The organism is Methylobacter sp. S3L5C, from assembly GCF_022788635.1.
GTDB lineage: Bacteria > Pseudomonadota > Gammaproteobacteria > Methylococcales > Methylomonadaceae > Methylobacter_C.
Genome location: NZ_CP076024.1, coordinates 3,074,763 through 3,094,996 on the forward strand (window position 1 = coordinate 3,074,763; position 20,234 = coordinate 3,094,996).

The window sequence follows — 20,234 nt, forward strand, 5'->3', positions numbered from 1 at the left end:
TTCTTGGCACGGAGATAGGTTACGGTATTTTAAAAAAGTAATGAATAGTCTAAAATCACAAGACACTCTTTCATTATTTGGAATAATTTATGGATCGCTTTCACTCCATGCAGGTGTTCGCTGCGGTAGCGGATACTCAAGGTTTTGCTTCGGCGGCCAGGAAACTGTATATGTCACCGCCTGCTGTCACGCGAACCATCGCGGCCTTGGAAGATCATCTTGGTGTGATGCTTTTTCATCGAACGACCCGGTTAGTTAAGCCGACTGACGCGGGTATACGTTTTTTGGAAGATTGCCGACGTATTCTGGCTGATCTTGATGAAGCCGAGGAATCTGTAGCCGGTGCTCACCGCGTTCCCCGGGGAAAATTATTCGTAACGGCATCCTCGCGATTTGGATGTCTGCACGTAGCACCGCTGTTAATTGAATTTCTGGAACGTTACCCCGAAGTTTCTGTGCAAACGCTATTCGTGGATCGTGTGGTCAATCTGATTGATGAGGGACTCGATGTGGCAATACGGATTGGCGAATTGCCGGATTCGTCCTTGACAGCCATTCGAGTAGGGTGGGTGCGCAGGGTGATTTGTGCTTCGCCCGAGTACCTTGATGCTCGCGGTATCCCGCAAGTGCCAGAGGGCATCAGAGCACACGACATCGTGCAGTTTTCGAGTCTGGCGTCTAAGGCCGAATGGCACTTCAAAGGACAATATGGTGACATCACCGTCCCTTTCTCAACCCGACTTACCGTCAACACCGCAGATGTCGCGATTGCAGCCGCCGTTGCCGGACGCGGGTTAACCCTGGTCTTGTCGTACATGATTGCGCCCGAGGTTGTATCAGGAAGACTCAAGATTGTTCTCGCCGACTATGAAAATGCGTCATTACCTGTTCATGTGGTCTATCAGGAAGGCCGAAAAGCGGCTGCGAAGGTACGCGCCTTTGTCGATTTCGCAGTAGAACGCTTGCGGGAACTGACATCAATTAATTGACAGTTATTGCACTGAATAAAAAACGCTGCTAATTTATCAGCAAACTAAGAATTCGTGGATGATTCAAATGTTACCCGGGCTTTCAAGGTGACTGTCTGCGGTACTCACGCGAATAATGATACGACAAAGAAGTGCTGCTTTTTGACATACTGATAGTCGATAGTCGGCCAATTGATCTAATTGCCCCGTTGAATTGACCGTCAGCTTAGGGTTAGTTAGCCGACAGTCGAAAATCTGAGGTGAATGTCTCTTATGGGTCGCTATGTATAGCTATGCATAGTGGTAAATAAGAGTCCGATATTGGAGGCATGAATGATACCGTTTGTCGGCGGTGTTAAAGCTGCGGCCAGAAAAAGATAACGCAGCTTGGCGATAACGACGCCAAACCCCATCATTGCCATGCCCGTTCTGAGCCAAGCGAGGGATGTAAGCTCATTTGCAAGGTGATCGCGTATGCGTTCATCATCGTTTGAATCTTGCATTTTGTTGTCCGGTAGACTGTACTTCGAGATTCTATAGAAGAAACGAGAAGACGTTATTTATAAATTATCCGTTGAGTGCCGTTGACCTCCATGTGATCTGGGGCAAGCCCTCCTAGCGTTTACTATTAACGGCTTTTATCAATAGTTAAAAGCTGCTTACGGAACCGTGATAACTTTATAATTTTGCTGTCAATCCGGCTCGGCCAAAATTGATCGAACTGTTTCTATTGTCATAACGAGGGTCATTGGTTGCAAGGGCGATTCCACAAAGCCGCGTGACAGATAGAACTGCTTGGCTTGGTCAGAAAGAGCATGAACCAATAGGGCGAACACACCCGCATCGCTGGAGACGTTGATCGCCCGCATCATCGCATCGCGCAGTAGTGCCTGCCCAATTCCCTGATTGTGGTAGCGCTTATCGACGGCGAGTCGACCAAGCAACAGGACTGGTAACGGGTTGGGCATATTGCGCCGCATCGCTTTGGGGGCGGCCTCATGGCTGATCGCACCAGCCGATAGGCTGTAGAAGCCAATAACGTCCGAACCGGTACACAACACGAAGCAGCGCGAAGCCCCAGTCGCATGGTTCTTGAACGCCCGCTTCTTGAGCCATTCGTTCAGGGACAATTCGCCGCTGTCAAAATTTGCCAGTTTTTGATCAGCCGTGATCGGTGCGGGCGGTGTGAGATTGAGCGCGATCATTTTTCCCAAGGTGCTTTCGTCTTGAGTAACCGACGGAGCTTGTCAGTTGGCGGTAACGGTTGATCGAGCAGTGCATGAAATTTAGCAAAGGTGCCTTCATCGACCGTAAAGAACGCCTGATCGAGCAAAACATCTTCCGCTTCACGACAAGCGGCTTCAAGCATAAAATCCGACCGACTGCGGCCTAGACGTTCTGCGGCCTGATCAATGAGATCGCGCTGCCTGGCCTTTGCGCGGATATTGATGGAAACGGAAACCGTTTCTCTGGTTTGTGCATGGAACATGGTAATACTCCTTTGTATATGCTTTAACTATACATTTCTGTATAGAATATTACAACACAAATAACGTTGTGTCCCATCCTCTTTTATACATATAATGTCCTTTGACAAACTAACGAAAGCGGTTTGTCTCGATCATTTAGGCCTGAAAACATTCATTTTTTTTTTGCCCGAATTAATTGCAAATCAGAAAATACAGGCTATTCCAATGAAAGCAATGGGATGGACTCCTCTCATCTTGCTGCATCGAAGCGCCAGATTGCTAGAATATAATTTTCCAAACATACATCGGAGGAATCCGAAATGAATATTAAACACATAGACATTGATTTAGCAAAAACAGTATTTCAATTACATGGTGTGGAGTCGCGAACAACCGGTATTGCGCAAGAAATTGAAACGTGAGCAGATGTTAATCTATTTTCGCATTATCGCTCCCTGTTTGACTGGCATGGAAGCCTGCAGTGGGACCCATTATTAGGCACGGGAACTACAAAAACTTGGGCATTCTGTTAAACTGACTGCGCCCCAATTTGTGAAGCCTTGTCCCGGCAAACGATGTGGCTAATTTGTTTCATTAAGGTGGATAGGTTGTTTATTTTAGACTGAGTCACGACTTTACTTAAGGTGGCGAAACCCACGGTATATTGAGCAGTTTTGGGTCATGACCCCGATTCAAATGGCTGATTTTATGCCTGACCTGGATTAAGCAAAACCGCTAAAGCCGTCTGTCTTTTGCTAACATCCTGTTGGCGTATGGCCATGGCTAAGGCTTTCCGGGTGCCGACCAGAACCGCCAAGGTCTTGGCCCTGGTTAATGCGGTATAAATAAGGTTCCGATACAGCATCTTAAAATGTTGGCCAAGGACAGGAATAATAACGGCTTTAAATTCACTGCCCTGAGACTTATGAATGGTAATCGCATAAGCCAGATCGAGTTCCATAATGTCGTCTTTTTGATAGTGCACGACCCGGTGATCCGGATAAAAACTGACCACAGCCGTCAACTCCTCATTATCCAGGCTAACGATTTTGCCAATGTCGCCATTGAACACATTAAGATCGTAATTATTACGTCGATGAATCACTCGATCGCCTTCCCTGAACAGGCGTTCTCCCACTTTCAATTGGCACTTGTTGTCTGCGGGCGGATTGGCTTGTTCCTGAATCACCCTGTTGAGATTGGCAGAACCCAGACTGCCACGGGTCATGGGGGTTAAAATTTGAATTTCGGTATCCGCACCGTGATATTTGGGAATCCATTCAAGATAGAGTTTAACCACACTGTCAACCGCAGAGAGGCCATAATGCAGTGACGACCACGGATGTATCTTCCTGACCACGGCTTTCAGCGCCTCAACCTGATCCTCGCTTTGCGTTAATTGCGCAATAGCGACATGTTTGAATTTATCGGGGACGACGAATTCTACTTCATAAGCAGACTTGATCGGCTCTTCTATTCTGAACTCAAAAGGTGATTGCGTGAACTGATCGGCGGTCAATGTCTCCAGTTCCGTTGTTTTCCAATCAAAATGCCGCTTCACCCGGGTAATAAAACCCAGTTGCTCTTGCGTCGCCTCATCCGAATCAATAAACAAACAATCGGCTTGGGTATGCCAGAGTTCAGGATTTTTAAACGGCGACCCCATGGCCGGTGTTTGGCCCTTATTAATCTGGTGGGCGTATTGGATGATCAAGGACGCTTGCGCCTGCCGAAACACCTGCGTTAATCGAAAGCAAGGGATAACCGCAGAAGCGATCATATCCTTGAGGACATTACCGGCACCGACGGCGGGTAATTGATCCGGATCACCGATAAACAGTACCTGACAGTCAAGTGGTACCGCTTTTAATAAGGCCGCTGTTAAGCTGATATCCAACATTGAGCATTCATCAACAATCAGGACATCGGTTGTTAAGGTGGAGTCGGCATTCATCTGAAACTCACCGCCTTTCCATTCCAGCAGTCGATGAATGGTTTTGGCTTCTCGGCCAATCACCTCGCTCATCCGTTGTGCAGCGCGTCCGGTTGGCGCTGCCAGTAACACGGTCTTGTTCATGGCCTCCAACAACCGCACGATGACGAGAGTCGTCGTAGTTTTACCGCAGCCCGGCCCGCCTGTGAGTATTGAAAAACGCTGTTGTGCCACGCCGTTAACGGCATCGGTTTGTTCTTCGCTTAACGCGATGTTTTCACGCTCACAATAACGGCTGACCCATTGGGCAATGCGTGCCGGCTCACTGACAATAGGATCCTGCATGCCGCGTAGTATCGTGGCAACCGCCGTTTCATCATAAAAAAGACTCTTTGAGTAATAGCCGATGCAATCCACGTTCTCGTGCTTAAGGTATCGGGTACACAGTAAACCGGTTTGCTTCATGACACCCAGATAGTCGTTTAATCGTTCGCCCAGGTTAATATCAATCAGTTCAATGATGCCGGTAGTAATCTGCTGTGCCGTCAGATAACAATGGCCTTGCTCACGACTCGCGGCCCCCCTGCGTCAGAATAGTTGTCGCCTCAACTTTTAAGAAAAAATAAAATTTGAGAGTAGAAATGAAAAAATATAAAAGGTATTCAGTAGGCTTCAGAGAGCAGGCCCTGGTAAAAGTATACAATCGTAGTAATGACCAATCAGTTCAGTCCGTCGCAAACGAATTGAATATCCATTTAACAACCTTGAAGGCTTGGATGAAACAGAAGGAACAGGACGTCAAACTTGCACCGCTAAAATCAAAGCGTCCCGAAGATTGGAGCTCTGAAGAACGCTTTACTGCTTTACAAAAAACCTATAATTTGATCGGTGAAGACTTAAATGCCTGGTGTCGTGAACGCGGCGTTTTTATTCATCAGTTGGAACAATGGAAAGCTGATTTCTGCCGCCAGGATGACTTAGTAGACAAGCGTGAAGAAGCGCGGGTCCTGCGTATATTGAAAGAAGAAGTCCAAAGCCTTGAGCGCAATTTATTGCGTAAAGACAAAGCCTTAGCAGAAGCCGCAGCGCTGTTGGTACTGCAAAAAAAGTTCCGGGCGCTCTTGGGGGGAGAGGTCGAATGACTGGCCACGAAGAGCGCGAACAAGTGATTGCTTTACTTAATGAATCAGTAACTGCGGGAGCACGTCAAGCTAAAGCCTGTGAAGTATTAGGACTTAGTGAGCGTACCTTACAACGCTGGCAGACAGGTGAGACGATTCACTGCGATCAACGCCCCTTGCGTGACTATCAACCGCCACACAAACTAACAGCAATCGAGCGTGCCGAGGTGCTGATCGTCGCTAATTCAGATGAATTTGGTCATCTGCCACCGAGTCAGATCGTGCCACGACTGGCCGACCAAGGTAGCTATCTGGCGTCTGAGTCGACCTTCTATCGCATCCTGCGCGAGGAAAAACAGCTTACCCATCGGCGTAGCGAACGTCCGGCTCAAACACGAACAAAGCCACGCGCGGCATGTGCTACAGCACCTAATCAACTGTACAGTTGGGACATTACTTATCTGCCATCACTGATCCGTGGACAGTTTTTCTATCTGTATCTATTTGTTGATATTTTCAGCCGAAAGATCGTCGGTTGGCAGGTGTATGAAGAAGAAAACAGCGCCTTGGCTGGCGAATTGTTACGTGATCTCTGTCATCGTGAAGGGATACAGGCAGAACAGCTTATCCTGCATTCTGACAACGGCAGTCCGATGAAGGGATCGACTATGCTGGCGACCTTGCAACAACTGGGTGTCATGCCTTCGTTTAGTCGGCCATCGGTTAGCAACGATAATCCGTACTCAGAATCGTTGTTTAAGACCTTGAAATATCGTCCTAACTATCCGCTAAAGCCGTTCGCCGATGTTACGGAAGCGCGTCAGTGGGTCACAAGCTTAGTGGAATGGTACAACCATGAGCATCGTCACAGCGCTATTCGGTTTATTACTCCAGCGCAACGCCATGAAGGCTTGGACGACAAGCTTCTGGATAACCGTAAAGTCGTCTACGAAGCAGCACGTGCTAAACATCCGCAACGCTGGACTGGAAGTTCCCGTAATTGGGAAAAAATCCAGACAGCCCACCTTAACCCAGACAAGGTCTAAACAAAAAAATGCTACCAAGGAAGTGATTATTTAGAAAACAAACCAGAGTAAGATTTAACCGTCGAGGCGACAACTACATTGACAATTACCGCGGCCAAGACATGGCGGATAGCGGCAAGCAGTCGTTGTTGACTGTCTTTTGCCAAACCAATACTCAGCGCGACTTTATCCGCCGAGAAAAAGCCAATCCCATAAAAATCATTAGCCAGCCGATAGGGATCTTCAGTGACCATCGCTATCGCCTTATCGCCATAGACTTTGTAAATACGCACCGCAAACAGGGTGCTGATACCATGACCCTGAAGAAACAGCATTACGGTTCTAATGGCGCGATGCTCAATCCAGGCCTGCTCAATGATGTTCAGTTTCTTGGTGGCGATGCCCGGTACTTCCATTAAGCGGTGAATGGCATGTTCAAAAATATCCAGGGTTTCTTTCTGGAAATAATGCACGATCTTTTTGGCGGTTTGCGGGCCCACCCCTTTAATAAGACCCGAGCCCAGATATTTTTCAATGGCGGCGGTAGTGGCCGGTTTTTTTTCCAGTGCTTCGGTGGCTTTGAATTGGCGCCCGTACTTATTATCAAGAGTCCAGGCACCACGAAATTCCATGGTGGCACCGGCAAAAACTTTGGTTTGATGCACTGTCACCGTTTCTTGTTGTGCTGATTGAAACGGCTGCACACGCAAAACAGACCAGCCCGTCGCGGCGTTGTGATAGGTTACCCGATTGACAATGCCGGTCAACGTTTCGGTAAGCGTGGGTGTCGACGCCACTTTAACGTACGTTGCTCATGAACGGCTAGCGGGTAACAGCGATGAAACAGGGGGTATGTCGGTATTATGAGGCCGGGATGAACTGATATCAGGCAAGCCTTGCCGATAAATCACCTCAGGTTGGTGACTAACATAAGACGGGGAAATAACTTCCTGCCAATAATTATCCGATAAACCGTATTTCAGCAGACTTTCTAACGAACGAGTTAAAGCCTTTTCATCAATCGTTGGCAGGGCTTCTATTCGCTGTTGGGTATGGCTATAAATCGCCGGTAACGGATTATGTGCCGCTTTAATAACTGCTTCTGTGGTCATGATTTGCTTGAGCGGCGCTTCTGTTGATAGGCATTGAGATCAATAATCTTATTCACCAGGGACTGGTTGAGTCGTTTTGATACATTAGCGGCTATTTTTCTCATGGCTTACTGTACGTGAATGAGGATAAATGAACAAGGGGTGACAACTTTTCAAGATGCTCGGTCCATAAAGGGCAAGTTAACAGCTTAGGTTGTCAGGTAATGTTACGTGCTGCCGTTCATAAAATTTATAAGCACTCATCATATTCACAAGTCGGCGGTCATAATGCTGTTATGTGTCGCCAGGTATAGGCTGGAATCAGATCGACCAAAAATTGGTCAATTGATGGCATAATAACGGGAGCCATCGGATTACTTATCGCGGGGTATGCCTAAATAAGGCAGTCTTCTTGTCGACGGTTCTGCTGCACTCAACCGTTCCGGTATTTTGTAGCCATATCATTGATACGCCCGGGCATCGGTGTAAAATACCAAGCGGTTTGTCGGGATCATCGTCAGAAGTGGATACGCGGCCTAAAACGCCGTACCTTTCAGGTTCGTTTAACTGACCGCGCTATAATCAAAACGTGAGTAAAATGCTACGATCAAGACTGCCTCACCATTTATTCGCCAGTATTTTATTTAAGGAGCTTTTTATGAACAAGTCGGAATTAATTGCCGCCATCGCTGAACACGCCAATCTCACCAAAACCGATGCAAACCGTGCGTTGGACGGCTTGCTTAAAGCCGTTGAAACCACCCTGGCATCGGGTGATTCCGTGGCATTGGTCGGTTTTGGCTCATTCGAGGTGAAGGCAAGGGCAGAACGTAAGGGCCGTAACCCACAAACTGGCGCGGAAATTACCATTTCTGCGGCAAATATCCCTTCTTTTAAGCCCGGTAAGGCTTTGAAAGACGCTGTTAATCAGTAACGTTAACAGGTTAAGAGCCTTATAGCATAGATTTTTAACCGATACCCATCATGAAAAAAGGCAGAAAGCATGGCATTAACGAAGGCAGATTTCAGCGCACAATTGTTTGATGAATTGCGCTTAAGCAAGCCCATGATAAAAGACCTGGTTGATTTGTTTTTTGAAGAAATCAAAGTGACTTTGGAGCACGGTGAGTTTGTCAAAATATCCGGCTTCGGTAAATTTGAGCTTCGCGACAAAGTTGCCCGCCCCGGCAGGAATCCGAAAACCGGTGTAGCGATACCCATCACTGCCCGGCGAGTGGTCACCTTCAAACCCGGCACTCTGCTAAAAGCAAAAATTGACAGGGTAGCGACTGCCTCTTAACGGTATATAACGGTTTTTTGTGGATCGTTAGGAATATTCTAAATTGTTGTTAGTTAAAATGCGGTAATGGGTATAAGGCCATTAGCGGTTTGTCATGAAGGACCGCTAATATGGCGATGAATATAGCTGAGTGAAATTGACCATTACATTGGCCAAAAAATCGTTTATAGAAATCAAGTAAGCTCCAGTCGTTTTAGTAAGCGATGGAAATTACCCCGTTCCAGACCCAGCATGCGTGCAGTAGCGGCTATATTGCCCTGCTGTGCTGCAAGCTGTTGCTGAATCAGTTGACGCTGAAACTCGTCAACGGAATTTTTTAAATTTATGGGCGCAGATGGCGCTGTTATTGTCTTTAAATCCTGATGACTCAACTGCTTGGCCTGAACAGGCATGATGTTCAGATAAGCGAGTGACAGGGTTATAAAATCCGCTTGACGATTTTCCGTAGTCGCTGATTTCAATGCCGCGCGACTCAATAAATGCTCAAGCTCACGAATATTCCCAGGCCAGTCGTAAGCCAATAAGGCTTGTTTGGCATCTTGATCCAGACGCAATTTTTTAATGCCCAGACGTTGCTGATTTTTTTCCAGAAAGGCACCCGTTAGCAATAACACGTCTTTGCCTCGTTCCCGCAAGGCCGAAACCTGCATGGGATAAACCGCTAATCGATGATAAAGATCCGGACGAAACAAGCCTGCAGAGACTTCCTGTTGCAAATTACGGTTGGTTGCGGCAATAATCCGCAGATTGACTTTAATTTGCCGATCGCTACCGACGCGCTGGATCTCGCCATTTTGCAGAGTGCGTAATAATTTGGCCTGAATAGACAGCGGTAATTCTCCGATCTCATCCAGAAAAATCGTGCCGCCGTCAGCTAATTCAAACTTGCCGGTTCGATCAGCAATAGCACCGGAAAATGCCCCTTTGACGTGACCAAACAATTCACTTTCGGCAATACTCTCAGGCAAGGCCGCGCAATTGACATACACCATGACTTGATCGGCGCGATTCGATTCACTATGGATGCGCTGTGCAACCAATTCTTTACCGACACCCGTTTCGCCCAAAATTAAAACGGCCAAATCCGACGGTGCGACGATAGAAATTTCGTTACGCAATGTTTTCATGCAATCACTATCACCGATCATCTGCTGGGCAGTATTATCCTTTAATAAGGTTTGCGTCGCATAACGTACGCGCTGCTCTAAAGAAGTAATTAGTCCGGCCGCCTTGACTGTGGCAGCGGTCAGGCTGATAAAGGTACTCAGTTCGATCGGATCAATATGATCAAAAGTTCCGGGAGTCAGTGCATCCAGCGTTAAAACCCCCCAAGGTTCTCCATCGATAAACAGCGTAACGCCCATACAATCATGCACCAGTAATTGATCATCAGCTGATTCAACGAGTCCATCGTAAGGATCGGGCAGGTCGGAATCAGCAGCAAAGCGCACCGCTTGATCGGATGCTAAAATCCGGGCCAGACGCGGATGTTCACTGACGATAAAACGCCGACCCAAGGTGTCTTCCGATAAGCCGTTAACTGCCAGTGGTATCAAACTATGGTTTTCAAACTTCAATAATGCAGAGGCATCACAAGGAAAAATTCGGCCTAAGTGTTGTAATAAACGTTGATAACGTTGCTCGGCAGACATGCGTATAGACAGGTCGGCAACCATCGAAATTAGCGAAGTAAAAAACAGGTTTGTAGTCATAATGATAGCATTGTTGTTAATTTAACACCTTGCGGCGATGTTAAATTGACAACAATACCTTTAATAGCCCTATAAATACAAGGTTTATTGCTTGGCATGGTAAGTGCTTTTACGTAGGCAGTGGGGAAGAAATTCCAATTAACCTATGTCCGACCTTCCATTCAATCCAGTTAGGAGAATATTTGATGTTTTGTTACCAATGCGAACAAACCGATCGTTCCAATATCGACAGCGGTTGTGCAAGTGCCAAAGGCATGTGTGGCAAAGATGCTACAACCTCTGATTTGCAGGATTTACTGATACACGGCATCGAGGGTATAGCCCAATATGCCAAACGCGCTCGCGCCCTGAATGTACCGGATAATGCAGCCGGTGAATTTATGCTGTATGGAATGTTTACTACCCTAACTAATGTCAATTTCAATGCGACCCGTTTCAGTACGCTGCTACAGGAAGCTGCGCTGGTGCGTGACCGGGTCAAGACCGGTTATATTACTGCTGCGCTTGCCGCCGGCCAAATACCTGAAGAACTGACCGGTTCTGCTGTCTGGCAACCGGCTGCGGACCTGGAGGGTTTACTCAAACAAGCTGCCGAAGTGGGTATCAATGCCGGACTTGAAGTAGTCGGTCCAGACATCATCGGCTTACGCTCATTGGTACTTTATGGTCTAAAGGGTGTTTGCGCCTATGCTCATCATGCTTATGCATTGGGCAGGGAAAGCGCTACCGTTTATGCGGGTATCGAAGAGGCGCTGGATTTTTTAAGCTCGGCGCCTACCGATGTCGACGCGTTACTGAATCAATCAATGGCGTTGGGTACCTTAAACCTTGAAGTAATGGCTTTACTGGATGAAGCCAACACCGGCAGTTTTGGTGCGCAACAGCCGACTCAGGTCTTGGTCACACCGACTATGGGTAAAGCCATCCTGGTTTCCGGTCACGATTTGGGTGATCTGGCGGCATTGCTGGAGCAAACCAAAGATGCCGGTGTCAATATTTATACGCACGGCGAGATGCTGCCTGCTCATGCATACCCAAAGCTGAAAGCTTATCCGCATCTGGTTGGAAATTACGGGGGTGCCTGGCAGGATCAGCAAAAAGAATTTTCCGAGTTTCCCGGTGCCATTTTAATGACATCCAACTGTATCATTGAGCCGCAACCCCAATACCGTCAACGTATTTTTACCGCAGGTCCGGTAGGCTGGCCCGGCGTCCGTCATATCAGCGACAAGAACTTTACGCCATTAATTCAGGCGGCGAAGGCCTCGCCCGGTTTTAAAGATAATGTCATCGAAAAAACCATTACCATTGGTTTCGGTCATGATGCGGTACTGAGTGTGGCCGACAAAGTGATAGCGGCGGTCAAGTCGGGGGCGATCAGGCACTTCTTTTTGGTCGGTGGTTGTGATGGCGCGGCATCCGGTCGTAATTATTACACTGATTTTGCCGAACAAGCACCACAGGATACCGTGATCATGACCTTGGGCTGTGCCAAATATCGCTTTAATCAGCATGACTTTGGTGATATTGGTGGTATTCCACGCCTGCTGGATTTAGGGCAATGTAACGATAGTTATTCGGCAATTAAAATTGCTACCGCGCTGGCTGGTGCTTTTGAATGCGGTGTCAATGAACTGCCCTTATCATTGGTGATATCCTGGTTTGAACAAAAAGCCGCCGCTGTGTTACTGACCTTACTGGCGTTGGGTGTCCGTAATATTCGTCTGGGACCCACGCTACCGGCTTTCCTGACACCCAATCTGGTTCAGGTCATGGTCGACAAGTTTGGACTACTACCCAATACCACTGCACAGGCTGACATCGAGGCATCATTGTCACGCAAAGCGGCTTAATCCTTTTTGCTGCCGGAATTATTTTAGTGCTTCCGGTAGTGCTTTTCTGAAGCCCGGATAAAACATGAATATACACGCTATTGAACTCACTACCCGCGACGGTAATCAGCTTCGTTTCGATTGCACAGACGATCAGAATCTGCTGGAAGCCGCCGTTAATGCTCATATTGTTTTACCTGCCCAGTGTGGCCAAGGAAATTGCGGTACTTGTTATGCCGAGATTACCCATGGCGACTTTACACTTGGCAAGCATAATCCTTCCGCACTGTCCTTGGAAGATAAAGAAAAAGGTGGAACACTGCTGTGCTGCACCTTTCCTCATAGTGATTTACATATTTCGTTGCCCTTTAATCATGACCGTATTTTAATCGGTGAAATAAAGAGTAGAAATGCCGAAATTATCGCCATCGAAACGGTGGGTGAAAACACCCTGCGCCTCGAACTACAATTAGCAGCAGATGAAGACGGCAATAGCGTGGCCGAATTTGAGCCTGGCCAGTTTATGGAACTAGAGGTGCCGGAACGGGGCATCAAACGTGCCTATTCTCTGTCCAATACCGGAAACTGGGAAGGGCGTCTGGAATTTTTGATTCGTCTGCAACCCGGTGGATTATTTTCTACCTGGTTAAAAGAACAGGCAGCAATTGGACAGACGCTGCTCGTACATGGCCCCAAAGGTGCATTCGGCTTGTACGAGAGCGGCTTAAGACCCCGCTGGTTTGTGGCTGGCGGCACCGGTCTGGCACCGATGCTGTCGATGTTAAGGCGCATGGCCGAGTTTCAGGAACCCCATCCCGCCCGGCTTTATTTTGGCGCAAATCGGGCTGAAGACTTGTTTTGCCTGACCGAACTAAAAACCTTGCAAGCAGAACTGCCTCAGCTCCAAGTCATTTACTGCGTATGGAAGCCTGATGAGAGCTGGGAGGGTTTTCGTGGTACGCCGGTGGATGCGTTAACTAAAGATCTAGCGGCCGCGACAGTTATACCGGATATTTATCTGTGCGGCCCACCAGCGCTGATAGATGCTGCTGAAGCGACCGCAAGAGCTCATGGCGTACCCCATAAACAAATATTAATTGAAAGATTTCTGCCTGCGTAAATTTTTACAAAGATGGCGTCAATTAATAGCGCTACTTTGCCAATGACCGGTATCGAAAAGTGTAAATACCTATACCAAGGCTTGGCGTGGATCGTGTGCTGACTGTTGATAGCGACTCTGGCCAACACTGTTTGCGGGTACATTTTTTTGCATAAAAATATCGCTTATGTCACAAGTCGAGGTTCTTCGCGGCGGTGAAAATAGGGGCTACTTCAATCAGTTTTGTTTTTCTGTAATCAACTGCTTCAATAACGCTTTGCAGTCAGCCATTTTCTTCTCGGCATGCTCGTTGTGATCACTATACCACCAGTCTTGCCTAACCTGGTATTTTGGAGCCAGTCGATCAATCATTAACAACTTATAGATATTGATCCATTCATCATCGACTTTGAGTGCCAGTTTGGGATTGAAAATATAAGCCCCGCGCAACACACGACAGAACAGTTTGCGGTTATATTTATCGTCTTTGTCGATTTCGTTTTTGGACAAAATACCGGATAAATAAGCGCGTTGTTTGCGGCGTTCCGGCAGAATGCTGTCGGGGATGTGGTGCATGGCAGCGATGAAATCCTGGGTAGAAAAACCTTCAATGCGATAGGTCATTTTTTTCGGCATCACCCGGTAAAATAGCGCAATCATTAGATTGAGCATAAAAAACTCCATGCTGTTTTTGTCGAGCTTGATCAGGCGACCATCGACCTGAATACTCATGCTGGTCGGTTCCAGTTGTTCGTAAATATCAACCAGCTTCTTTTTGGCGTAAGTTTCACTGCGATCGGTTTGCGCCAAGGCGATTTGAAAAGCCGTTAGCCCGTTGCCGTCGACTTTTTCGGTGTTGGCACCCAGTTCAAATAGTGCCTTAATCACTTCGGTATTACCCATCCAGGCCGCAACCATTAACGGCGTTTGATTAAAAATATTGCGAAAATCAGGGCCGTATTGATCAATTTGTTTGAGTACGGCATCCGGTTTTTTAAAGCTGTAACTGCTGTAATGCTTTTGCTGTAGTAGCTGCAAGCCTTTGTCCAGTTGCTTGGCGGCTTTAAAATCGATTTTAAGCAAGCTGTTGATGATGTCACGGTCTTCATAAACCAAGCCATATTCAAACAAGGTCATCTTGGCATTTTTATCGTTGCCTTCAAAGGCCTTACGTTTTAGCTCGACCAGTGTTGCCGGTGTAATAACTTCCCAGTCAGGGGTTTTTTGTTTAAGGATTTCGCTGCGAATTCGCTCGGCTTGTTCCTGTTTGCCTTGCAGTTCAAGTTTATGTGCTTCCTGACGCCAAGCGTCAAGACTGGAATTTTGATTGGCGAGTTGCAAACTGCCCTGGGCATCGCGTAAACCCACCAGACCGAGTAACGGTTGCTTGGGGCTACTCTCAATCCAATACAGATTTTTAACGGCCCGGGTGATGGCAACATACAAGGCGTTAACATAAAACTTATAGACCTCCAGGGATTTGTCGGTTTTATCCTTGCCACGGGTATATTTAAGATCCAGTTCCAAATCTGCCGCACTGACGCCTTTAGTGATTTCCCGGTAGCGGGCTTCTTCCTGGCTTAAAAAGTTATAGAGAATAATATTTTCATATTCCAGACCTTTGGCTTCCTGGATGGTAAACACCAAGGGCGTACTAAAATGTTGCTGTGCTGCGGGTTTTTGGTCGATTGTCATAACAATAACCGCAAACAGCGTAGAGGCTTTGGTTTTACTGTCCAGCTCTTGGCGAATGGTGGCCGTGTCTTGCAAAAACAGCACTTCGCCCTGATTATGGCCGTTACTTTCCACCAGATAATGACTTTCTTTATCAATAGAGCCAAAGCGCTGGTTTTTAATTTTTAAAATCTTGTTGGCAATATCGGTAACTTGCGGCGAATTGCGATAATTGGTGTTAAGAATCCGGATCAGCTCATCAGAGGTTTGTAACTCATCCTGCCGGTAAAACAGGCTTTTCACTTTCGACCAGGAAAAGAAGTTGGGATGGACAATCTGATTGGAATCGCCGCACAAGATAAAATCCTGCGCCCGGCGTAGTGATTTGATAATCAGATACAGTTGGATATTGGTTAAATCCTGTACTTCATCGACAATGACAAAATCGTAACGGGGTTCAATAGACTGTAGATAGTGGTGACTGACAATGTTGCTGTCGTAGAGCTGCTGTTCTTGTAAAAAAACCAGATATTTTTCAAAAACGGCATACACCGACTCCCGTTCTTCCGCGAGAAAGATGGATTCTTTAATGCCCAGATTTAGATAATCTTCACGGCTTAACCAGCTTTTATCGGTAGCAGGGCCGGTGATAACGCCGCGAAACTCCTCAAACAGTTTATGCGCATCTTTCAGCTGACCGTGGCGATGGCGGCTAAACCATTGCTGAAAAGCCTGAAAAGTAACCGGTTTACCGGCTGGTACCTGGATGCTCTCCAGAAACTCTTGAAACGATAAAAAGTCGATTTGTTGATCAGCATTATCGTAATGATGAGCGTAATACAGGTCCCGGGAGTTTTTAACCAGATAAGCCGACTGCGTTACATACAGCACATCGCCCACGGCCTGTTTCATTTTTTCCAGGGTCAGGGCAGTTTTACCACTACCGGCTGAACCGATCACAATCAACGGTGGTTGCAAATCAAAAATCGACTGCTGACGATCATCAAACGAGATAATTTTATCCAGCAGGTTAAATGAGCCGTGGTTGGGATTAAGATAAACCAGGGCTTTCTCACTGGTTTCATCGGGCTTGTCTATAACGGGGATTTTATCTTCATCGATACTGCTGACCTGGCGTAAAAAGCGCGAATCCTGGTAAGTGTGGTTTTTGATAAACTCCAGCAGCAGTGCGTAGTTTTGTTCCTGATGACGATAAATGGAAAACAATAAGCGGTCGCGTTGATTAAGGCGTGCCCGGTATAAATTATCACCGACTTTTTTAACCTCAGCCGATTTAAAATCATCATCTTCCAGATAGCTTTTAAGTTTGGCAAAGCCCGGAATGGTTTTGGGATTAAGTTCGTTGTAGACCAGGACTTTCATTTTTCTGATAACAGTTAGGCTGTGGCAGCGGTTAAAAAATAATTTATTGGGTTTTCTGATTATACCGGTTTTTACCAAGCCTTTTAGCCTGACAGCGATTGCTGATTTAATTTCATTCCTCCATTCAGTATTAATGATATCAGGCATTACGTAGTTATCACTGGAAAATAAACAGACAAATCAGCGCTTTCAAAAAAACTGATTTATTCACCAGTCCTTCTCAAAGCGTGTTGATTTTTAGCTCGGATTTAGTATGCTATTAACAGGATGGTCTGGTGTATAGCATGGAAAAAATTATGCGATTGCCGTCGCGTATGTAAACTCTCCTCGATAAAGTATTGTGCAAACAATGGCTCTGCTTTGATGCCATGTAAAACTTCCTGCGTAGCGCAAGCAATCAGCATCTTGATCTTAACGGGACGATAGTGAAGTTTCTTCAGCAACGGCATAATCTTCAATCAGCGTAATGAAATTACTGTTAATGGCAGCGCAGATGCTATCAAACGCGCACACCAGTTCGACACGATTACGCAGCGCTGCCATTGACCAGTCGCCGGACACGATATAAAGTAACTAAATCCTTTAACTTTAAGGAAAAGCTATGTTTAAGCCATTTTCCAGCATTTTTCATTTCCTCAGTCCTGGCAGGACCGGGCAATGCTTTCAGCCACGAAAACCGATGGCCATTCCGGTTGCTACGGACGCTCATAACATTCAGTTATGCAAAAAACTTTTCACTCAACTGGATGACGCGGAAGCCGAGATATTGAATGACATCAACGATCCGGAAAAGGCTTGGCAACTCTTGAGTAAAATTCGCCAACTGAGACGAGAAAGCCAACAAGAATTTGCCATCCTGTTACCGGCGGGTTCAATAGCAATCATTAGTGATAATGAAACCGCACTAAATCCTGTTCGCACCGTGATGACGCGAACAGGTTTTCAGTGGACTATTTTCAATGGCGGACGTTCTGGGTAGATGCATCTGCCTTAATGTTGCCGCCCTTCAAAGCTGCGCGTAATTGCTGCACCTGATGTGATCTTGTGGAGGGCAGGGTGTCTAAAACCTCGGAAGTATCCTGTTTTGATGGTCTGCGCTTTTTTCCTGTCTCCGGCTCTTGTAAAACCACAGCGGGTTTGATTTTGAGTAATTCCTGCTCCAGTTTGGCGATTTGAATATCGGCTTTGAATAACTCCATGGTTTTCAATTTCACCTGTAACTGGGCATCCAATCGATCGGCTTCACGGCTAACCCCGGTGTTGCGCCGATGAATTTCATGGCGAAGACTATCCGCCATTATGTCCCACTCAACAGGGTGTGGCAGACAGGGCATAATAACAGGCGCGGATGCTCGTAAAGCTTGCTTTGCCATACGCTGTTGGAGAACCTGAAGTCCGGATTTCAAAAAAACGAGAGTTTGCAACAACGTTGCCCAAATCACCCTGACGGCGATGATGAGCAACGCCAACACAATAATGCCAAAAATAAAGTTCATGGAAAGTCTCCTTAAAAGTACCTCGAATAAACAGTTCCCCATCGGGCCATGATCGTCCGAAGCGGGATTAAAAAATAATGCCAAAGGCAATACAAATAACTGACGGGCTTGACGCACCCGATACATGCTGGGTTTCCCCTGCTCGCCGCCTAAAGACGGAACGCCGGTCAAAGCCGGATTCAGCATTCCCGAAGGAACGCATGAATAGTCTGTTTTTCCATTGGTCTCGACTAATAACAAGACCATTGGAAAAAACCTCTGATTAATAAGCGATCAATAGCCACAACCCCCCGGCTTGATGCCAGGGATTGGGCTACTGATTGCTGACCAGGGCTTAGGCCACCAGCAACAACGCTTTCGAGAGTTCGAACAATTGCGTTCGCAACGCCTGAAGATCGCTAATGGCAAGGGCGACCGGAAACAGATGACTGACATCGACTCCCAAGCCAATACCCACGGTTTCGATACCGCTGTCACGGCAGCGCTGCAAAATATCCAGCGTACTCCCGATATCATCCGGTTGACCATCGGTAATCACCATCAGCACTTTGCGGGGTTCCCGGCAGTGCAACAAAGCAGCAGCACTAAACCAAACAGCTTCAGTCATCGGCGTACTGCCAGTCCCTGCCAACGAAAAGTTCCCCGTTCGTTGCCGGATGCGTTGACCATGATCCAGCAGACGGTATACCGAACCTTCTTCCTGGTTACCCGGAAAGGCGGTTATGCCCGGATTAACTCCGGCCATACCTTCAAATGCCAAGGCCAGCGCCAACGTCGCTTCCAGGGCAATCGGGATGCGCGAACCCAGGGGTTGTCCCAGTCTGTCCAACACCGGATAGCCCATGCTTTCCGATTTGTCGAGCAACAAATGAATAGCCGTATTCGGTGACGGTTTGACGCTACTACGCTGAAATACGTGGGTATCTCCCAAGCATAAACGGTGTAAACGCTTACCATTGAGTCGTCCCCGGCCGCCAGGCTGCGAGTGGTTCAAGCTATGCGACTGCACCAGTCCTTGCAGCGCGGCGCGGATTTTTCCCGATTCACCCTGTACCTTTTGAAACAGCTGCAAACCGGCCCGATTATCCGTCGGCGGTTCATCGCCGACGGGCATGACGTACTCGGACACACTGTCAGGTTCCAAAGCCAGTGCCGCTTTAACGGTTTCAAACACATCCTGTTCAATATCGCCCTCTTCAGTAGTCAATAACGCTGTCAAGACCGGATTGTGATCAGGGCTTTCACCGTCATCATCGCCGCCAGGGTTGGCGGTAGGGTCTTCGGCCGGATGGCTTGGCTCATCGTCAGCTTGCGTAGCCTGAGTGATGTCGTCATCCACCTCGTCAGCATGACCGGACTCATCGGAAGTCGTGGAGTCATCCGCTTGCTTCGCTTCGGCGTCAGCAGAGGATGGATTATCCTTCGCCAACGCAGGGGCTGACTGATTACTTTGTCTTGGCTGCTCGCATTCTTGTTGAATCATCGTCAGTATGCGATCGGCCAGATGCAGGCAATCGCTTTCCGAGGTCAGGCCATTGGGCACTTCCGACAACAAATCCTTAAGCCGTATCACGGCACCTTTAGGAAAACAGGCGTTCAGCGCCGTTTCAGTCAAGTCGACCAACGGCTTCAAGGCTGCTTGGCCAAGTACCCTTGCTCGCAGGCTTTTCAACACATAGCCATAAAGAATATTGGCCGGATGTTCAGCGCTGCTGCAGGCGGTAAAACCACCGTTGGCGATCATTTTTTCAATCACCGCTCTGAGCGTCAGCCGGGTGCCGGGAAAATCTTTCGCCAGTTCATGTTCGATACGGACATCTTCAATAGCCCCGCATAAGCGCCGACGCAATACCGAGTCGCCATAAGTAAGGGTAAAGTCCGAATAACGAATATGGGCGGCCTCGTGCGCCAGCAGTCCCCAGGCAACTTCCTGATAATCCGGATCATCGCCATCGTAAGCCGGCAACTGGATTGCCGAGCCCGTGGTATAAGCCTGATCGCCGCCGACACTGACCTTGATGCCAAAGCGATTGCCAATCGCGGCGGCAACAATGGGAAATGCGTGTTGCAATGTTTTGTTTTTCATGAATTGCTCCTGTTGGTGAGGGCAAACCATGCTCCCGCCGGGACA

General features: G+C 47.5%; 17 protein-coding genes and 2 pseudogenes. 8 read left to right on the top strand and 11 right to left on the bottom strand.

Features of this window, described 5'->3' with window-relative positions; genetic code table 11:
- Positions 1-107: 107 nt before the first annotated feature.
- Positions 108-989, top strand: coding sequence for a LysR substrate-binding domain-containing protein (locus KKZ03_RS13730; protein WP_243217389.1), 882 nt, complete (start codon positions 108-110; stop codon positions 987-989).
- A gap of 260 nt (positions 990-1,249) precedes the next feature.
- Here KKZ03_RS13730 and KKZ03_RS13735 read toward each other — a convergent pair whose 3' ends face one another.
- From KKZ03_RS13735 to KKZ03_RS13745, 3 genes are all read right to left on the bottom strand, one after another.
- Positions 1,250-1,471 carry a YidH family protein gene (locus tag KKZ03_RS13735; protein ID WP_243217390.1) on the bottom strand — a complete coding sequence of 74 codons (222 nt, stop codon included), beginning with the start codon at positions 1,469-1,471 and terminating at the stop codon, positions 1,250-1,252.
- Positions 1,472-1,660: 189 nt separating this feature from the next.
- Positions 1,661-2,173 (bottom strand): GNAT family N-acetyltransferase, encoded by a 513-nt coding sequence (locus KKZ03_RS13740; RefSeq protein ID WP_243221628.1) that lies wholly within the window; start codon positions 2,171-2,173, stop codon positions 1,661-1,663.
- Positions 2,170-2,457: a DUF1778 domain-containing protein gene (locus KKZ03_RS13745; RefSeq protein WP_243217391.1), complete on the bottom strand. Its 288-nt coding sequence runs from the start codon at positions 2,455-2,457 to the stop codon at positions 2,170-2,172. The genes KKZ03_RS13740 and KKZ03_RS13745 overlap by 4 nt, the downstream gene beginning before the upstream one ends.
- A gap of 300 nt (positions 2,458-2,757) precedes the next feature.
- Here KKZ03_RS13745 and KKZ03_RS13750 point away from each other — a divergent pair.
- A pseudogene (locus tag KKZ03_RS13750) lies at positions 2,758-2,998 on the top strand (IS110 family transposase); the annotation flags it as partial.
- Positions 2,999-3,143: 145 nt separating this feature from the next.
- Here KKZ03_RS13750 and KKZ03_RS13755 read toward each other — a convergent pair.
- Complete coding sequence (locus KKZ03_RS13755) at positions 3,144-4,835, bottom strand: ATP-dependent RecD-like DNA helicase (RefSeq protein WP_243217392.1); 1,692 nt, start codon at positions 4,833-4,835, stop codon at positions 3,144-3,146.
- A 176-nt stretch (positions 4,836-5,011) separates the two neighbouring features.
- Here KKZ03_RS13755 and KKZ03_RS13760 point away from each other — a divergent pair.
- A pseudogene (locus tag KKZ03_RS13760) lies at positions 5,012-6,537 on the top strand (IS3 family transposase).
- Between the two features lie 26 nt (positions 6,538-6,563).
- Here KKZ03_RS13760 and KKZ03_RS13765 read toward each other — a convergent pair.
- Together KKZ03_RS13765 and KKZ03_RS13770 are read right to left on the bottom strand one after the other, a co-directional pair.
- Positions 6,564-7,313 carry a helix-hairpin-helix domain-containing protein gene (locus KKZ03_RS13765; protein ID WP_243217393.1) on the bottom strand — a complete coding sequence of 250 codons (750 nt, stop codon included), beginning with the start codon at positions 7,311-7,313 and terminating at the stop codon, positions 6,564-6,566.
- A 15-nt stretch (positions 7,314-7,328) separates the two neighbouring features.
- Positions 7,329-7,628 (bottom strand): hypothetical protein, encoded by a 300-nt coding sequence (locus KKZ03_RS13770; RefSeq protein WP_243217394.1) that lies wholly within the window; start codon positions 7,626-7,628, stop codon positions 7,329-7,331.
- Between the two features lie 637 nt (positions 7,629-8,265).
- Between KKZ03_RS13770 and KKZ03_RS13775 the strand changes: the two genes are divergently transcribed.
- Positions 8,266-8,541 carry an HU family DNA-binding protein gene (locus KKZ03_RS13775; protein WP_243217395.1) on the top strand — a complete coding sequence of 92 codons (276 nt, stop codon included), beginning with the start codon at positions 8,266-8,268 and terminating at the stop codon, positions 8,539-8,541.
- 69 nt (positions 8,542-8,610) lie between these two features.
- On the top strand, positions 8,611-8,907 hold the full coding sequence (locus KKZ03_RS13780; RefSeq protein WP_243217396.1) for an integration host factor subunit alpha: 297 nt from the start codon (positions 8,611-8,613) through the stop codon (positions 8,905-8,907).
- Positions 8,908-9,080: 173 nt separating this feature from the next.
- Here the strand turns inward: KKZ03_RS13780 and norR are convergent, their stop codons facing one another.
- Complete coding sequence (norR, locus tag KKZ03_RS13785; protein ID WP_243217397.1) at positions 9,081-10,619, bottom strand: nitric oxide reductase transcriptional regulator NorR; 1,539 nt, start codon at positions 10,617-10,619, stop codon at positions 9,081-9,083.
- A gap of 185 nt (positions 10,620-10,804) precedes the next feature.
- Between norR and hcp the strand changes: the two genes are divergently transcribed.
- A complete protein-coding gene (gene hcp, locus KKZ03_RS13790) occupies positions 10,805-12,472 on the top strand; it encodes a hydroxylamine reductase (protein ID WP_243217398.1) in 1,668 nt (555 codons plus the stop codon).
- A gap of 64 nt (positions 12,473-12,536) precedes the next feature.
- Positions 12,537-13,571, top strand: coding sequence for an aromatic/alkene monooxygenase hydroxylase FAD-binding subunit MmoC (gene mmoC / locus KKZ03_RS13795; RefSeq protein WP_243217399.1), 1,035 nt, complete (start codon positions 12,537-12,539; stop codon positions 13,569-13,571).
- A gap of 216 nt (positions 13,572-13,787) precedes the next feature.
- On the opposite strand, the gene KKZ03_RS13800 is transcribed toward mmoC, so the two are convergent.
- A complete protein-coding gene (locus tag KKZ03_RS13800) occupies positions 13,788-16,754 on the bottom strand; it encodes a UvrD-helicase domain-containing protein (RefSeq protein WP_243217400.1) in 2,967 nt (988 codons plus the stop codon).
- 264 nt (positions 16,755-17,018) lie between these two features.
- Entirely contained in the window at positions 17,019-17,150 is a 132-nt protein-coding gene (locus KKZ03_RS21820; protein ID WP_256451973.1) for a hypothetical protein, read from the bottom strand.
- A gap of 58 nt (positions 17,151-17,208) precedes the next feature.
- On the opposite strand from KKZ03_RS21820, the gene KKZ03_RS13805 reads away from it, so the two are divergent.
- Positions 17,209-17,586 carry a hypothetical protein gene (locus KKZ03_RS13805; protein ID WP_243217401.1) on the top strand — a complete coding sequence of 126 codons (378 nt, stop codon included), beginning with the start codon at positions 17,209-17,211 and terminating at the stop codon, positions 17,584-17,586.
- On the opposite strand, the gene KKZ03_RS13810 is transcribed toward KKZ03_RS13805, so the two are convergent.
- The gene (locus tag KKZ03_RS13810; protein WP_243217402.1) at positions 17,564-18,349 is read right to left on the bottom strand and encodes a hypothetical protein; all 786 of its coding nucleotides are present in this window, start codon (positions 18,347-18,349) and stop codon (positions 17,564-17,566) included. The genes KKZ03_RS13805 and KKZ03_RS13810 overlap by 23 nt on opposite strands.
- Positions 18,350-18,437: 88 nt before the next feature.
- Complete coding sequence (locus tag KKZ03_RS13815) at positions 18,438-20,189, bottom strand: VWA domain-containing protein (RefSeq protein ID WP_243217403.1); 1,752 nt, start codon at positions 20,187-20,189, stop codon at positions 18,438-18,440.
- Positions 20,190-20,234 lie beyond the last annotated feature (45 nt).

Bases quoted from the DNA above. Each gene is read 5' to 3' on its own strand.
- KKZ03_RS13730 (WP_243217389.1), top strand. From the start codon at position 108: ATGCAGGTGTTCGCTGCGGTAGCGGATACTCAAGGTTTTGCTTCGGCG.
- KKZ03_RS13735 (WP_243217390.1), bottom strand. From the start codon at position 1,471: ATGCAAGATTCAAACGATGATGAACGCATACGCGATCACCTTGCAAAT.
- KKZ03_RS13740 (WP_243221628.1), bottom strand. From the start codon at position 2,173: ATGATCGCGCTCAATCTCACACCGCCCGCACCGATCACGGCTGATCAA.
- KKZ03_RS13745 (WP_243217391.1), bottom strand. From the start codon at position 2,457: ATGTTCCATGCACAAACCAGAGAAACGGTTTCCGTTTCCATCAATATC.
- KKZ03_RS13755 (WP_243217392.1), bottom strand. From the start codon at position 4,835: ATGAAGCAAACCGGTTTACTGTGTACCCGATACCTTAAGCACGAGAAC.
- KKZ03_RS13770 (WP_243217394.1), bottom strand. From the start codon at position 7,628: ATGACCACAGAAGCAGTTATTAAAGCGGCACATAATCCGTTACCGGCG.
- KKZ03_RS13775 (WP_243217395.1), top strand. From the start codon at position 8,266: ATGAACAAGTCGGAATTAATTGCCGCCATCGCTGAACACGCCAATCTC.
- KKZ03_RS13780 (WP_243217396.1), top strand. From the start codon at position 8,611: ATGGCATTAACGAAGGCAGATTTCAGCGCACAATTGTTTGATGAATTG.
- norR (WP_243217397.1), bottom strand. From the start codon at position 10,619: ATGACTACAAACCTGTTTTTTACTTCGCTAATTTCGATGGTTGCCGAC.
- hcp (WP_243217398.1), top strand. From the start codon at position 10,805: ATGTTTTGTTACCAATGCGAACAAACCGATCGTTCCAATATCGACAGC.
- mmoC (WP_243217399.1), top strand. From the start codon at position 12,537: ATGAATATACACGCTATTGAACTCACTACCCGCGACGGTAATCAGCTT.
- KKZ03_RS13800 (WP_243217400.1), bottom strand. From the start codon at position 16,754: ATGCCTGATATCATTAATACTGAATGGAGGAATGAAATTAAATCAGCA.
- KKZ03_RS21820 (WP_256451973.1), bottom strand. From the start codon at position 17,150: ATGGCAGCGCTGCGTAATCGTGTCGAACTGGTGTGCGCGTTTGATAGC.
- KKZ03_RS13805 (WP_243217401.1), top strand. From the start codon at position 17,209: ATGTTTAAGCCATTTTCCAGCATTTTTCATTTCCTCAGTCCTGGCAGG.
- KKZ03_RS13810 (WP_243217402.1), bottom strand. From the start codon at position 18,349: ATGGTCTTGTTATTAGTCGAGACCAATGGAAAAACAGACTATTCATGC.
- KKZ03_RS13815 (WP_243217403.1), bottom strand. From the start codon at position 20,189: ATGAAAAACAAAACATTGCAACACGCATTTCCCATTGTTGCCGCCGCG.